The sequence below is a fragment of the Microbacterium sp. ZW3a genome (genome assembly GCF_057167165.1).
Window position 1 is genome coordinate 2,900,292 of the sequence record NZ_CM169903.1, and the last position, 14,501, is coordinate 2,914,792.

A 14,501-nucleotide genomic window follows, 5' to 3' on the forward strand; every position below is an offset into this window, starting at 1 on the left:
ACGAGAACGCAACGATCCCTCCGGCCGGCGCCCGCCCGCCCACGGCCCGGGTGTCGGAGGGGAGGGATAGCCTGGAGCGATGAGCACGGGCAGCGCTGCGCCGCAGGTCGCACCCGGCCCCGGCGAAACCATCCACGACCTCCTCGCGCGCGTGAGCGCCGGGCACCGCCCCGACGTCGATGAGACCGAACTGCTGCTCCACGCGCCGCTCGATGTGCTCTCCCGCGCCGCCTCGACCATGCGCGACGAGGGGCTGCGGCGCGCCGGGCGCCCGCGAGTCATCACGTACTCGCGCAAGGTGTTCGTGCCCCTCACCACGCTGTGCCGCGACCGGTGCCACTACTGCGTCTTCGTCGACACCCCCGGCCAGCTGAACCTGCTCCGCAAGCCCGCGTACATGAGCCCCGAGCAGGTGCTCACGGTGGTGCGGCAGGGCCAGGCCCTGGGCTGCAAAGAGGCGCTGCTGACGCTCGGCGACCGTCCCGAAGAGCGCTGGCCCGAGGCCCGCGCGTGGCTCGACGCGCACGGCTTCGCCTCGACGATCGAGTACGTCGCGCACATCGCGCACCTCATCACCGCTGAGACGGGCATGCTCGTGCACGCCAACCCCGGCGTCATGCACCCCGACGAGCTCGCGGCGCTCCGCCCCGTGTCGCCGTCGATGGGCATGATGCTCGAGACCACCTCCCGCCGGCTCTACGAAGAGCCCGGTCAGGTGCACTTCGGCTCCCCCGACAAAGACCCCGATCTGCGCCTGCGCGTCATCGACGACGCGGGGGTCGCTGGCATCCCGTTCACGACCGGCATCCTCGTCGGCATCGGCGAGACCGTGCGCGACCGCGCCGAGTCCCTCGTCGCCCTGCGCGAGAGCGACGACCGATACGGGCACGTGCAAGAGGTCATCGTGCAGAACTTCCGCGCCAAGCCCCGCACGGCCATGCAGGGCGCTCCGGATGCCGACATGCACGAGTACCTCGCGACAGTCGCCGTCGCGCGCCTGGTGTTCGGCCCCGACATGCGCATCCAGGTACCCCCGAACCTCTCCGACCCGCGCGAACTCGGGCACCTGATCGAGGCCGGGATCGACGACTGGGGCGGGGTGTCGCCGCTGACCGCCGACCACGTCAACCCCGAGCGTCCGTGGCCGCACATCGACGACCTCGCCGCGCAGACGGCCGCCCACGGCTTCCTGCTGCGCGAGCGGCTCACGTCCCACCCCGAGTACGTGCGCGACGCCGAGCGGTGGATCGACCCGGCGCTGCACGCTCCCGTGCAGGCACTGGCGGATGCCACGGGCCTCGCGGCCGACGTGATCCCGGGCGCGGTGCCGGCTGTGCCCGCCACGGGAGGGGATTCCGCGACGGGAGGACGCCCCGACCCCGCCGCATCCTCCGCAGCCAGAATCTCCTCCGCCCGCCCCGCCGACCCCGGCGTGCAGCGCCTCGCCGAGCGCGCCGCCGCGGATCCCCTCGCGCTCGACGACGCCGACTGGACGCGACTCCTGCACGCCACCGGCGCCGAGCTCGACGCCCTGACCACGGCCGCCGACGACGCGCGCCGCTACACCGTCGGCGAGCCCATCACGCTCGTGCAGAACCGCAACCTCACCTCGACCGGGTTCCGCCGCGCCGGCCGAAACGGCGCGGGCGAATTCGACCTCGCGGAGGCCGAGGCGATCGCCGCCGACGCGGCCGACCTCGGCGCCACCGAGATCTGCCTCCAGGGCGCGCTCCCGGCGGGCGAAGACCCCGCGGGATACCTCGACCTCGTGCGTGCGGTGAAGCGCGGGGCTCCCGGCATCCATGTGCACGCGTACCGTCCGCTCGACGTGCGCGACCTCGCCGATCGCGGTGGCCTCGGCCTCGATGGCGCCCTCGCCGCGATGCGCGAGGCGGGCGTCGACACCGTGCCGGGCACGGGCGTGAAGGTGCTGAGCGAGCGTGTGCGCGGGCTCGTCGCCCCGGGTGACCTCGAGATCGACCGCTGGGTCGAGGGCATCACTGCCGCGCACCGCGCCGGGTTCCGCTCCACGTCCGTGCTGTTCTACGGACACGTCGAGACCGCCGCGGAGCGCATCGCGCACCTGCGGAGGCTGCGCGACCTCCAGGCTGAGACGCGGGGCTTCGCCGAATTCGTGCCGATCCCACTCCCGGGCGGAGACGTGCCGCTGGTCGAGGGGCGCTCCCCGCTCGACGAGCACCGCGCGATGATCGCGGTGTCGCGCCTCATGCTGTCGGGGGCGATCCCGCACGTGCAGATCCCGTGGACCCGCGTCGGACGCGAGAACGCCGCGGTGCTGCTGCGCGCCGGCGGCGACGACCTCGGCGGCACGCTCTACGACGGGCGCGTGAGGCCCGACACCGGCATCGAGCAGGGCCTCGAACTGCCGGTCGCGGCGGCCGAACGGATCGCGCGAAGCCTGATGCGGCCGTTCCGTCTGCGCACCACCGACTACGGGGTAGCGACGTCGGGGACCCGCACGTGAGCGTCGTCGACGTCGTCGTGGTGGGCGCGGGATTCGCCGGGCTCGGCATGGCCGATGCTCTGCGCCGCGCCGGTCGCGACGACGTCATCGTCATCGAGCGCGCCGGCGACGTCGGCGGCACCTGGCGCGACAACACCTACCCGGGCGTCGCGTGCGACGTACCGGCACACCTGTACAGCTACGCGGCGCACCCGCACGCGGGCTGGTCGCAGACATTCGCCGAGGGGCACGAGATCCAGTCCTACCTGCGCGACGTCGCCGCGGGCCTCGGTGATCGCATCCGGCTGCGCACCCCCCTCGTGGGCGCGGAATGGGATGCCGACACCTCGCTGTGGCACGTCGACACCGGCGCCGAGCAGCTCCAGGCCCGCTCCCTCGTGCTCGCGTGCGGGCGACTGACCGAGCCTCACGTGCCCGCGATCGATGGCCTCGAGTCCTTCCCCGGACCGCTGTTCCACTCGGCGCGCTGGGATCACGACGTCGACCTCACCGGGAAGCGGGTCGCCGTCGTCGGCACCGGAGCGAGCGCGGTGCAGCTCGTGCCCGAACTCGCGCAGACCGCCGCCCACGTGACGCTCTTCCAACGCACCCCGGCCTGGATCGTGCCCCGCGGCGGCGGCGAGATCCCGCTCGAGGAGCGCGAACGCCTCGCCCAGAGCCCCGGCGCTCTCGCGCGGCTGCGCGCCGAGCTCTACGCCGAGGGTGAGGCACGTTTCGCGTCGCGCTCCGGCGACACCGCGGCTTCCGCCGCCGCCCGCGACGCCGCCCTCGCGCACCTGTACGCCCAGGTCGCCGACCCCGCCCTGCGCGCCGCCCTCACGCCCGACTACGCCTTCGGGTGCAAGCGCGTGCTGCTCTCCGACGCGTTCTATCCCGCGGTGGCATCCGACCGGGTCACGCTCGAACCGACCGCCCTCGACCGGGTCGACGGGTCGACGCTCACCGCCGCGAGCGGCCGACAGCACGACGCCGACGTGCTCGTGCTGGCCACCGGCTTCGCCTCGACGCAGCAGCCGTACGCCGATCTCGTGCGCGGCGAGAGCGACACCCTCGCCGAGCACTGGAAGACCGGCATGACCTCCTTCGGTTCCACGGTGGTCTCGGGCTTCCCGAACCTCTTCGTCCTCAACGGACCGAACGCGAGCCTCGGCCACAACTCGGCCGTGCTCATGATGGAGGAGCAGGCCGCGTACGTCGTCCGCGCCCTCGCCGAGCGCGACCGCCGCACCGACCGCGTGCTGCGCGTCCGCCCCGAGGCCGAAGCGGCGTACACGGACGAGATCGCCGCGGCCGCGGCATCCACCCCCTGGATAACCGGCGGATGCCGCAACTGGTACGTCGACGAGAGATCGGGGCGGCTGACACTTCTGTGGCCGGGCACCGTGCAGGCATTTCACGAGAGACTGACCGGTACCGACGGGTCGGAGTTCGAACCCGCGCACAGCCCCGTGCGCGGCTGACGCATCGGCCCGCTCGCGGGTCACGGAGAAGGAGAGTCATGAGCGTTCCGCTGCGATTCGGATACAAGGCCTCGAGCGAACAGTTCGGGCCGAACGAGCTGCTCGACTTCGGCGTGCTCGCCGAGGAGATGGGTTTCGACTCTGTCTTCCTCTCCGACCACCTGCAGCCGTGGCGGCACGAGGGCGGACACGCCCCCAACGCCCTGCCCTGGCTCGGCGCGCTCGGCGCCCGCACGCAGCGCGTGATGCTCGGCACGTCGGTGCTCACCCCCACGTTCCGCTACCACCCGGGCGTCATCGCTCAGGTGTTCGCGACGCTCGGCGTGATGTTCCCGGGCCGCGTCGCCCTCGGCGTCGGCACGGGCGAAGCGCTGAACGAGGTCACCCTCGGCCTCGAGTGGCCCGAGCCGCCCGAGCGCTTCCAGCGCCTGAAAGAGGCGATCACCCTCATCGACAAGCTGTGGACCGAAGACCGGGTCACGTTCGAGGGCACCTACTACTCGGTGAAGGATGCCACGATCTACGACCGTCCCGAGCAGAAGGTGCCGATCTACATCGGCGCCTCGGGCCCCGCGGCGACGCGTCTCGCCGGCCGCATCGCCGAAGGCTACATCACCACGAGCGGCAAAGACCCGGAGCTGTACACCGAGAAGCTGCTGCCGGCCCTCGACGAGGGGCTGTCGAAAGAGGGGCGCACGCGCGACGACATCGACACGCTCATGGAGGTCAAGGTCTCGTACCACCCCGACCACGACACCGCGCTCGAGAAGACCCGCTTCTGGGCGCCGCTCGCCCTCACTCCCGAAGAGAAGATGAGCGTGCACGACCCGCTCGAGATGCAGCGCCTCGCGGATGAGCTGCCCATCGAGCGGGCGGCATCCCGGTTCATCGTCTCGACCGACATCGACGAGCACGTCGAGCGCATCGCGCACTACGTCGACCTGGGTTTCCGCCACCTCGTGTTCCATGACCCCGGCCACGACCAGGAGGAGTTCCTGCGCACGTACGGCGCCGAGGTGCTGCCGCGGCTGCGGGCGCGGTTCGCCTGACTCGGCGGCGTCCAGGGCGGTGGGTGCGGGGACGGGGCGGGCCGAACTCCTGAGAATCGGGCGCGCCCTGCCCCATTCGCACCGAAAACGCCACCCTAAGCAGATAACTCCGGAGTTCGGCACACAATGGAGGCGATGAGCACTTCTGAGATCCGCGACGGCTGGACCGTCGTCGTGCCGGTGAAGCCCGCCGCGCAGGGCAAGTCCCGGTTGGCCGATGTCGCCACCGATCGCGAGGCGCTCGCGCGGGCGATCGCGCTCGACACGATCGCCGCGGTCGCGGCAACACCCCGGGTCACGCGGGTGCTCGTCGTGACCGACGATCCCGGCGTGCGCACGCAGGTGTCGCAGTGGCCCGCGGTCGACGTCATCGCCGAGGGCGACGTGCGCGGCCTCGACTCCGCGATCGCGCTCGGCACGGTCGCCGCCGGTCAGGGCGCGCCCCGCGCGGCTCTGCTGGGCGACCTTCCCGCGCTGACGCCGCACGACCTCGACGCCGCGCTCGAACTCGCCGGCCATGTCGAGCGGGGCCTGGTCCCGGATGCCGAGGGCACCGGCTCCACCCTCGTCACCGCCCGCCCGGGCGCCGTGTGGGTCTCGGCCTTCGGCGCCGATTCCGCAGCCCGCCACCGGCTGCTGGGCTGCACCGACCTCGCGGTTCCGCGCGGGTCGACCCTCCGCCGCGACGTCGACACCGCCGCGCAACTCGCCGAGGCCGTGGCGCTGGGTGTGGGGCCGCGGACGGCGGCGGTGTTGGCGGCAGCGGCGGCCTGAATCAGGCCCTGAGCGCCACCTCGGCGATCGCCGCCGACGCGTCTTCGTCGCGCATCCACAGCGGCGCGACGACCGCCCGGATCCCCGCGGCCTCAACGCCGGCCGCTGCCTCGGCGTCCTCCTCGGCGAGCAACCACGCATCCAGCACCCCGTCGGCCGATCGCGCGCCGTAGTGTCGCGCGACGGCCGCGGCCGAGGTCTCGACCCCGATCGCGGTCAGGCACACGTCGGCCATGCCGCGCACGACCCGTCCCCCAATGATCGGTGACACTCCCACGACCCGCGCCGTCGTGGAGCGCAACGCCTCCCGGATGCCGGGAACGGCGAGGATCGGACCGATCGAGACGACCGGATTCGACGGGGCCAGCAGCACCACGTCGGCCTGCGCGATCGCCTCGACGACGCCCGGGGCGGGCACGGCATCCAGAATTCCGGGGTTCTCGAACCGCGTCGGGACCAGGCCGGCGCGATAGCGGGTCCACCACTCCTGGAAGTGCAGGCGCCGACCGTCCTCGACGTGCACGTGCGTGTCGACCTCGCTGTCGGTCATCGGGAGCAACCGGATGCCAAGCGGCCACCGCTCCGCCATCCGACCGAGGACCTCGGTCGGGGTCAGCCCCTCGCGCAGCCAGCCGGTGCGGGCGAGGTGGGTGCCGAGGTCGAGGTCGCCGAGCGTGAACCACGGCCACCCGGCGCCCCAGGCCTGCAGTTCCTCGTTGACGCGCTCGGTGTCGCCCGCGCGCCCCCAGCCGCGCACGGTGTCGTTGACCCCGGCGAGCGCGTACGTGATCGAGTCGACGTCGGGCTGCAGCCGCACGCCCGACAGCCACAGGTCGTCGCCGGTGTTGACGACCACGGTGGCTTCGGGCGCCCGCCGCCGACGCAGGGCCGCACGGACGCCGAGGGTGAACTTCGATCCGCCAACACCGCCGGCGAGCACGACGATGCGGGGCTGGGGAGTCTGCATCCGTCCAGTCTTCCACCGCCCGGGGCGGCGCGATCCGTCCGGGGGCGGTCGGCCCGGGCCCGGCGCACCGGGCACAACTCCTGCACTGCGCGCGCCCGCTCGGCCGCCGCCCCTGGAATTCCGGGAGCCCCGGCCGCCAGCGGCGCCGTTCTTCAGGAGTTGTGCGTCGCCGGCCACCGCTGCCGCACGTCGCGACGGCAGCTCCGGACGCCGCACCCGCGCACCGCCGCACCGCCGCACCGCCGCACCAGCGCCCAGCGCACCGCCGCACCGCCGCACCGGGCACAACTCCTGCACCTCGCGCGCCCTCGCCGCCGCCAGCCCTCGAATTCCGGGGGCCACGCCCAGCAGCGCCGCCGTTCTTCAGGAGTTGTGCGTCGCCGGCCGCCGCTGCCGCACGTAGCGACGGCCGCTCCGGACGCCGCACCCGCGCACCGCCGCACCGGGCACAACTCCTGCACCTCGCGCGGCCGCTCCGCCGCCGCCCGCGGCATTCCGCGAGCCCCGCCCGCCCTCGCCGCGCCCGCGCCGGAGTTGTGCGCGACGCAAGCGGCGGCTCGCGAGCCCCGGCCGCAGCCCCCGCGCCCGCGTCGGAGCGCGACGCAAGCGCCGCCCCGGCCCCGCCCCGGCCGCTACTGCGCGAGCAGCGTCGGGTCCGCCGCGCCGGCCGCGGCCCTCGCGGCCGCCGGCAGCGCCTCCAGCACGCGCTCCAGCGCCTCGTCGTCGTGCGCGGCGGTGAGGAACCACGCCTCGAACACGCTCGGGGGCAGCGAGATACCGGCATCCAGCATGGCGTGGAAGAACGGGGCGTAGCGCCACGACTGCTGCGTGAGCGCCGTGGCGTAATCGCGCGGAACCTCGGGCAGGAACGCGACGCCGAAGAGCGAGCCCGCGCGCGGGACGGTGTGCACGACGCCCTCGGCGGTGAGCGCCGCGTCGAGGGCGTCGGCGATGCGCGCGGCCGAAGCGTCGACCGCGGCATACACCTCGGGGGTCGCCAGTCGCAGCGTTGCGAGGCCCGCCGCGACCGACAGCGGGTTCCCCGACAGCGTGCCCGCCTGGTACACCGGGCCGAGCGGGGCGAGGTGGTCCATGACGTCGGCACGGCCGCCGAGGGCGGCCAGCGGCATCCCTCCGCCGACGACCTTGCCGAAGGTGAGGATGTCGGGCAGGTACGTCTCGCCCTGCGAGGCCTGCAGGCCCCAGAACCCGGCGGGGTGCACGCGGAAGCCGGTGAGGACCTCGTCCATGATCAGCAGCGCGCCGTGGCTGTGGGCGATGTCGGCGAGCGCGGCGTTGAAGCCGGGCAGCGGCGGAACGACGCCCATGTTGGCCGAGGCCGCCTCGACGATGATCGCCGCGATGTTCTCGCCGTGCACCGCAAACGCCTCGCGCACGGCATCCAGGTCGTTGTAGGGCAACACGAGCGTCTGCGCCGCGATCGGCGCCGGCACACCCGCCGAACCGGGAAGGGCGAGCGTCGCGACGCCCGAACCGGCCGCGGCCAACAGCCCGTCGGAGTGCCCGTGATAGTGCCCGGCGAACTTGATGAGCAGGTCGCGGCCGGTGACACCTCGCGCCAGACGGATCGCCGTCATCGTCGCCTCGGTACCCGTGGAGACCAGCCGCACCTTCTCAACCGGCCGCAGGTCGCCGACCTGCACACGGTGGGCAATCAGGTCGGCGAGCTCGACCTCGGCCCCCGTGGGCGCCCCGAACGACAGACCCTTGGATGCCGCCGACTGCACCGCCCCGACCACCTCGGGGTGCGCGTGGCCGAGGAGGGCCGGACCCCACGAGGCGACGAGGTCGACGTACTCGCGGCCCGTGGCATCCGTGATCCGGGAACCCGCGGCGGACTGCACGAACCGCGGCGTCCCGCCGACCGATCCGTAGGCCCGCACCGGCGAGTTCACGCCGCCCGGGATGACGTCCTTGGCACGGGCGAACCACTGGTCGTTGAGATCGGTCATGTGTCCCATTCTCCCCCGCCCCTCCGGCGTGAGTCGCCAGGAATTGTCGCTTTCAGCTCGGCCGAAGCGACAGATTCTGGCAACTCACGCACGCAGGCGCGGGCGCGGGCGCGAGGGTCAGAGCTCGGCGCGGAGCCAGTGGGCGGCCTCGAGGGCCCAGTACGTCAGGATCGCGTCGGCGCCGGCGCGGCGGATGCCGAGCAGGCTCTCGAGGATCGCGCCACGGCGATCGATCCAGCCGTGGGCCGCGGCGGCCTCGACCATCGCGTACTCGCCCGACACCTGGTACGCCCACACCGGCACGTCGACCGACGCCTTCACGTCGGCGAGCACGTCGAGGTACGGCAGCGCCGGCTTGACCATGACGACATCGGCGCCCTCGTCGACGTCGAGCAGCGCCTCGCGGACGCCCTCGCGACCGTTGCCCGCGTCGAGCTGGTACGAGCGGCGGTCGCCCTGCAGCTGCGAATCGACGGCCTCGCGGAACGGACCGTAGAACGCCCCCGCGTACTTGGCCGAGTAGGCCAGCAGCAGGGTGTCGGTGAAGCCCTCGGCATCCAGCGCGTCGCGCACCGCGGCGACCTGGCCGTCCATCATGCCCGACAGGCCCAGCATCGCCGACCCGGCCCGCGCCTGGGCGAGGCCCATGGCGGTGTAGCGCTCGAGCGTGGCGTCGTTGTCGACCGCCCCGTCGGCGCGCAGCACGCCGCAGTGTCCGTGATCGGTGAACTCGTCGAGGCACAGGTCGGTCTGCACGACGAGCGCGTCGCCGACCTCGGCCACCACGGCCTCGGTCGCGACGTTCAGGATGCCGTTCGGATCATCGGCGCCCGACCCCACGGCGTCGCGGGTCTCGGGCACACCGAAGAGCATGACGCCGCCGATGCGGGCCGCGGCGGCCTCGGCTACGGCGCGGCGGAGCGAGTCGATGGAGTGCTGCACGACGCCCGGCATCGACCCCACGGGGCTCGGCTCCGTGATGCCTTCGCGCACGAACAGCGGCAGCACGAGCTGCGACGGAACGAGGTGGGTCTCGCGGGCCAGGCGGCGCACGGCGGGGGTGCGGCGCAGACGCCGCGGACGGTGCTCGGGAAAACTCATGCGGGGGTCTCTGACTCCGAGGGGAGGGCGAAGCGGGCGACGGCCTCGATCAGCGCCTCGACCGTCTGGGTGTCGGCGACGACGTCGACGCTCAGGCCCGCGCGCTTGGCATCTTTGGCGGTGCGCGGTCCGATCGCGGCGATGACGGTGGATGCCGGGATCTCGGGGAACTGCGCGACCACCTGTTCGGCCACCGAGCCGCTGGTGACGAGGATCGCGTTGATGCGTCCGGAGTGCACGTCGGCGGCGATCTTGTCGGTGACCGGCACGCCGACCGTGCGGTAGGCCACGACGCTGCGGACGTGGTGCCCGGCCTCGATCAGCATGCGGGTGAGCACGGGCTTGGCGATCTCACTGCGCAGGGTGAGGACGTTGCGCGGCTCGGCCTCGAGGGCGATCATCTGCTCGGCCATGCCCTGCGCGGAGTTGTCGCGATCGGGCACGAGGTCGACGCGGTACCCGACGGCCTGCATGGCCGCGGCGGTCGTCTCGCCGACGGCGGCGACCCTGGTGGATGCCGGGATCTCGGCCCGGTACGCGTAGAGCACGTCGACCGTGGTGGCGCTGGTGAGCGTCAGCCAGTCGAACGCCCCCGCGGCGAGATCGGCGAGCGCCTGCTCGAGGGTCGCCTGATCGTTGGTGGGGGCGAAGTTGATCAACGGTGCAATGACCGGGGTGGCGCCGCGCTGACGCAGGCTCGCGGCGACACCGTCGCCCCACGGACCGCCGCGGGGCACGAGAACGCGCCGACCGGCGAGCGGCTTCTCTGAGGTCGGCGTGTGCCGATGGCCTTCATTCATGTGGTCGACTCTCGTGGTACCAGGTCGGCCGCCCCGCGTTCGAGCAACCGACGCGCGGCTTCTTGGCCCGCACGCGTCGCACGCGCGATGGGTCCCCCGTCGTCGGCAGCATCCGCATCATTGCCACTGCCAGTTTCCCGAGCATACCCCTGGTCCACCCGTACCGTCCGATCGATTCCGATCCGATGCGCACCGTCGAGCGCGTACACGACCGCGCGCAGGCGCAGGTCGCCGTCCGAGAGTGCCGCGTGCGTGCCGACGGGCGCGTGGCATCCGGCATCCAGCACCGACAGCACCGTGCGCTCGGCGGTGATGGCCACGCGGGTGTCGAGGTCGTCGAGGGCCGCGAGGGCGCTGAAGATCGCGGGATCGATGTCGGTGCGCGTCTCGACCGCCAGCGACCCCTGCCCCGGCGCGGTCGGCCATTCGCTCAGTCCCAGGTACTCGGCCTCGAGGCCGCCCAGGTCGCCGCCGAGCCGCGAGATGCCCGCGGCCGCGAGGATGACGGCATCCAACTCTCCGTCGCGAACGCGCGCGAGACGCGAGTCGACGTTGCCGCGGATGTCGCGAACGTCCAGGCGCGGGTTGTGCCGCAGGGCCTGCGCGATGCGGCGCGGTGATCCGGTGCCCACGCGCGAACCCGGCTCGAGCTCCGACAGCGGTGTGCCGTCGCGGGTGACCACGACATCGCGGGCATCCTCGCGCCGGGGCGTCGCCGCGATCACCAGTCCGTCGGGCTGGGCCGTCGGCAGGTCTTTGAGCGAGTGCACGAGAAAGTCGCAGCGCCCGGCAGCGAGCGCCTCGCGCAGACCGTTCGCGAAGACCCCGCGCCCGCCGAGCTGTGACAGGGAGGCGCGGTTGACGTCGCCCTCCGAGACGATGGGCACGAGCTCCACGTCGCGGCCGGAGGACTCGGCCACCGCGTCGGCGATCATCTGCGACTGCGCCATGGCCAGTGCGCTGCGGCGCGTGCCCAGGCGCAGGGGCGCGCTCACTGGAGAATCTCGGGGATCTCGTCGAGCGTGACCCGGCGCCCCGTGTAGAACGGCACCTCTTCGCGCACGTGACGGCGCGCCTCGGTGTAGCGCAGATCGCGCATCATGTCGACGAGGTCGGTGAGGTTGTCGGACTCCATCGGCAGGAGCCACTCGTAGTCACCCAGGGCGAAGGATGCCACGGTGTTCGCGATCACCTCGCGGTACGCCGACCCCTTCTTGCCGTGCTCGATCAGCATCTCGCGACGCTCGGCCTCGGGCAGCAGGTACCACTCGTAGCTGCGGACGAAGGGGTACAGGCACAGCCAGTCCTTCGCCTCGATGCCCCGGAGGAAGCCGGGCACGTGCGAGCGGTTGAACTCCGCGTCACGGTGCACGCCCATGGCGTTCCACGTCGGGAGCAGGTTCTTCAGCAGCTCGGTACGGCGCAGGCGCCGCAGGTCGCGCTGGAGCGCCTGGGGGTCTTCGCCGTGCAGCCAGACCATGAGGTCGGCGTCGGCGCGGAGTCCACTGACGTCGTAGAAGCCGCGCACGGTGACCCCGTCGGCCTCGATGAGCGCCGTCAGGTCGGCGAGCTCGGCGGTGTCGACCGCGGTGACCGGGTGCTCGGGGTCACGGCGGAGGACCGCCCACAGGGTGTACACGGAAGAGGATTCGTCGTGGGCCATGGGTCAAGTCTCGTCCTGTGCGGGCGGGTGTCCAAACCGATTGACTCGGGGGCGAAGCACCGCTGGTATCGTGCGACGACGGCGTCGGGGGATGCCGTCCGGAAAGGCGCGCCCATGTGGCTGTACGACGTTCCCCTGTCGGTGGGTCTGCCGTTGTTCATCGCGCTCGTGGTGGGCGGGTCGTGCGCGATCCTGCTCATCCTGCGGCGCTGGGTGCACAAGGTCGCCCCGCAGGGTGAGGAGTGGGACCGCGTGCTCAGCTACGCGGTCGGCGCGTACGGCGTCTTCTACGGCGTGACCCTCGCCCTCATCGCCGCCGCGGCCTACGGCAACTTCACCGAGGTCGACGGGATCGTGCTCGAGGAGTCGTCGTCGCTGGCCTCGCTGTACCGCACCGCGGCGCTTCTCCCCGAGCCGCAGGCGAGCGAGCTGCAGGAGCAGGTCATCGCGTACACCCGCAACGTCATCGATGTGGACTGGCCGCAGCAGAGCCGGCTGGAGATCCCGTCCGACACGGATGCCAATGTCACGGCGATGCAGCAGGCGATCGCCGCCGTGCAGCCCACGACTCCCGCCCAGATCCTGTACGTCGAACAGTCGCTCGACCAGTTTCAACTCCTGGTGGAGAACCGGCGCGAGCGCATCGCCCTGACGACCCTGGCGCTGCCGAACGTGCTGTGGATCGTGCTGGGCGTCGGCGCGGTGCTCAATGCGGTGCTCATCGCGCTCATCGAGGTGCGAAACCTCCGCGTGCACCTGCTCATGGCGGGGATGCTCGCGCTCTTCGTCGGTCTGCTGCTGTACGCGATCGCCGGTTTCGACCACGCCTACGCCGGCCCGATCGCCGTGACGCCCGAGTACTTCCAGGACCTCCTCGACGACCTGTTCACCCACGAGCCCTGACCCGCGGCGACGGCCTCGCGGCCGCGCGGCCGCGCGTGGGCGCGGCGGGCTGCGGCGGCGCTGCGGCCGGGCTGCCCGGCGGGGCGAACGCACACGATCCGCACGAGCGCACACGTTCGGGACGTACCGACCGTGTGCGTTCGTGCGGATCGTGTGCGTTGGACGACGAAAACGGATGCCGTGATGCGGCGCCGACGGGCGCAGCACCGCGTCAGGGCGACGGCGAGGCGTCAGCGGGTGTAGGCGCGAACCACGGCCCAGACGGCAAGACCGACCGCGGAGGCCACACCGGCGACGACCGCGGCGGCGGCGGCCGGATTGCGACGAGCACCCTCGCGGGCCTCGGCGACCCGCGTATCGACGGCCTCACTGAGGCGTCGCGGCACGTTCGCCTTGACCTCGATGGCCGCGAGAGCGGCCTTCAGCTCGGCGCGGGCCTCTTCGACGGGGTCGGTGATGCCCAGCGGAACCGCGGTGCGCGGCACCGGAACGGGACGCTCAATACTCATCGCCAGCCTCCTTCACGATGCGGACGTCTTCGGCGATCGCCTTGCCGGGGTTCTCGCGGCTCGAGAGCTTCTTGAACCGCAGGTAACCCAGCAACGCCAGGATCGCGGTGATGACCACCATCACGCCGAAGACCACGAGCGCCGACAGCCACACGGGCCACCACGACGACAGGCCCGCGATGACGAAGGCGAAGAACACGGGAACGGCCCAGAAAATCACGATGAGGGCGCCGACGAACCACCCGGCGCCGATCCCGGCATCCTTCGCGGTCTTCTGCGCCCACGCCTTCGCACCGTTGATCTCGGCGACGACGAGGTTGCGCACGAGCTCGGGAATGTCGCCGAGCAGCGTGAACAGACTGTCGTCTGCGCGATCGCGGAAACCGCGGGGAGTCGTCATGCGTCAGCTCTCCGACGAGGTGGAGCTGCTCTTGCTCGCGCGCGCGCTCTCGGTGGCGGACTTCTCGGCGCTCGTGGCGTCGTCGACGGAGCTCTCGACGGCGTCGGCGACCTCGCCGGCCGATGCCTTGGCGGCACGGCCCGCACGCTCGGCGCGCTCAGACACGCTGCCCGACTTCGCGGCGGCGCCGGTGACCGACTTCGCGCCCTTCCAGACCACGCCGGGAACGGCGGTGAGCGCGGAAACGCCGAACGCCTTCACCTTGGCGACCTGGCCCTGGACGATGGGCTGATCCCAGACCTTCTCGGCCTGCACCTTGATCTGCTCGTACCGCTCACGGCCGGCGCGTGCTCCGAGCACGTAGCCCGCAACGAGTCCGACGACGAGTGCTGCTTTGCCCCTCATGGGGTCTCCTCA

Annotated in this window: 14 protein-coding genes; 5 read left to right on the forward strand and 9 right to left on the reverse strand. The window is 72.4% G+C overall.

The window, feature by feature from the left end; genetic code table 11:
- Positions 1-79: 79 nt before the first annotated feature.
- The 4 genes from cofG to cofC all read left to right on the forward strand — a co-directional run bounded on the left by cofG (position 80) and on the right by cofC (position 5,768).
- Positions 80-2,485 (forward strand): 7,8-didemethyl-8-hydroxy-5-deazariboflavin synthase CofG, encoded by a 2,406-nt coding sequence (gene cofG, locus ACU6WY_RS13540; protein WP_483820164.1) that lies wholly within the window; start codon positions 80-82, stop codon positions 2,483-2,485.
- Positions 2,482-3,945 (forward strand): flavin-containing monooxygenase, encoded by a 1,464-nt coding sequence (locus tag ACU6WY_RS13545; protein ID WP_483820165.1) that lies wholly within the window; start codon positions 2,482-2,484, stop codon positions 3,943-3,945. Before cofG ends, ACU6WY_RS13545 begins: the two co-directional genes overlap by 4 nt.
- A gap of 38 nt (positions 3,946-3,983) precedes the next feature.
- Positions 3,984-4,994 carry a glucose-6-phosphate dehydrogenase (coenzyme-F420) gene (fgd, locus tag ACU6WY_RS13550; protein ID WP_483820166.1) on the forward strand — a complete coding sequence of 337 codons (1,011 nt, stop codon included), beginning with the start codon at positions 3,984-3,986 and terminating at the stop codon, positions 4,992-4,994.
- 135 nt (positions 4,995-5,129) lie between these two features.
- Positions 5,130-5,768, forward strand: coding sequence for a 2-phospho-L-lactate guanylyltransferase (gene cofC / locus ACU6WY_RS13555; RefSeq protein WP_483820167.1), 639 nt, complete (start codon positions 5,130-5,132; stop codon positions 5,766-5,768).
- A gap of 1 nt (position 5,769) precedes the next feature.
- Here cofC and cofD read toward each other — a convergent pair whose 3' ends face one another.
- From cofD to hemQ, 6 genes are all read right to left on the reverse strand, one after another.
- Entirely contained in the window at positions 5,770-6,735 is a 966-nt protein-coding gene (gene cofD, locus ACU6WY_RS13560) for a 2-phospho-L-lactate transferase (RefSeq protein WP_483820168.1), read from the reverse strand.
- Positions 6,736-7,367: 632 nt separating this feature from the next.
- Complete coding sequence (gene hemL, locus ACU6WY_RS13565) at positions 7,368-8,717, reverse strand: glutamate-1-semialdehyde 2,1-aminomutase (protein WP_483820169.1); 1,350 nt, start codon at positions 8,715-8,717, stop codon at positions 7,368-7,370.
- Between the two features lie 108 nt (positions 8,718-8,825).
- Positions 8,826-9,809 carry a porphobilinogen synthase gene (gene hemB / locus ACU6WY_RS13570; protein WP_483820170.1) on the reverse strand — a complete coding sequence of 328 codons (984 nt, stop codon included), beginning with the start codon at positions 9,807-9,809 and terminating at the stop codon, positions 8,826-8,828.
- Positions 9,806-10,609: a uroporphyrinogen-III synthase gene (locus ACU6WY_RS13575; protein WP_483820171.1), complete on the reverse strand. Its 804-nt coding sequence runs from the start codon at positions 10,607-10,609 to the stop codon at positions 9,806-9,808. The genes hemB and ACU6WY_RS13575 overlap by 4 nt, the downstream gene beginning before the upstream one ends.
- On the reverse strand, positions 10,606-11,604 hold the full coding sequence (gene hemC / locus ACU6WY_RS13580) for a hydroxymethylbilane synthase (protein WP_483820172.1): 999 nt from the start codon (positions 11,602-11,604) through the stop codon (positions 10,606-10,608). The genes ACU6WY_RS13575 and hemC overlap by 4 nt, the downstream gene beginning before the upstream one ends.
- Complete coding sequence (gene hemQ / locus ACU6WY_RS13585; protein ID WP_483820173.1) at positions 11,601-12,272, reverse strand: hydrogen peroxide-dependent heme synthase; 672 nt, start codon at positions 12,270-12,272, stop codon at positions 11,601-11,603. The genes hemC and hemQ overlap by 4 nt, the downstream gene beginning before the upstream one ends.
- Positions 12,273-12,386: 114 nt before the next feature.
- Between hemQ and ACU6WY_RS13590 the strand changes: the two genes are divergently transcribed.
- Complete coding sequence (locus ACU6WY_RS13590; RefSeq protein ID WP_483820174.1) at positions 12,387-13,175, forward strand: bestrophin-like domain; 789 nt, start codon at positions 12,387-12,389, stop codon at positions 13,173-13,175.
- A 230-nt stretch (positions 13,176-13,405) separates the two neighbouring features.
- Here the strand turns inward: ACU6WY_RS13590 and ACU6WY_RS13595 are convergent, their stop codons facing one another.
- From ACU6WY_RS13595 to ACU6WY_RS13605, 3 genes are read right to left on the reverse strand one after another with little or no spacing between them, the layout of a single operon-like run.
- Positions 13,406-13,684, reverse strand: coding sequence for a hypothetical protein (locus ACU6WY_RS13595; RefSeq protein ID WP_483820175.1), 279 nt, complete (start codon positions 13,682-13,684; stop codon positions 13,406-13,408).
- Positions 13,674-14,084 (reverse strand): phage holin family protein, encoded by a 411-nt coding sequence (locus ACU6WY_RS13600; RefSeq protein ID WP_483820176.1) that lies wholly within the window; start codon positions 14,082-14,084, stop codon positions 13,674-13,676. Before ACU6WY_RS13600 ends, ACU6WY_RS13595 begins: the two co-directional genes overlap by 11 nt.
- A gap of 3 nt (positions 14,085-14,087) precedes the next feature.
- Entirely contained in the window at positions 14,088-14,489 is a 402-nt protein-coding gene (locus ACU6WY_RS13605) for a hypothetical protein (protein WP_483820177.1), read from the reverse strand.
- Between the last annotated feature and the right edge of the window lie 12 nt (positions 14,490-14,501).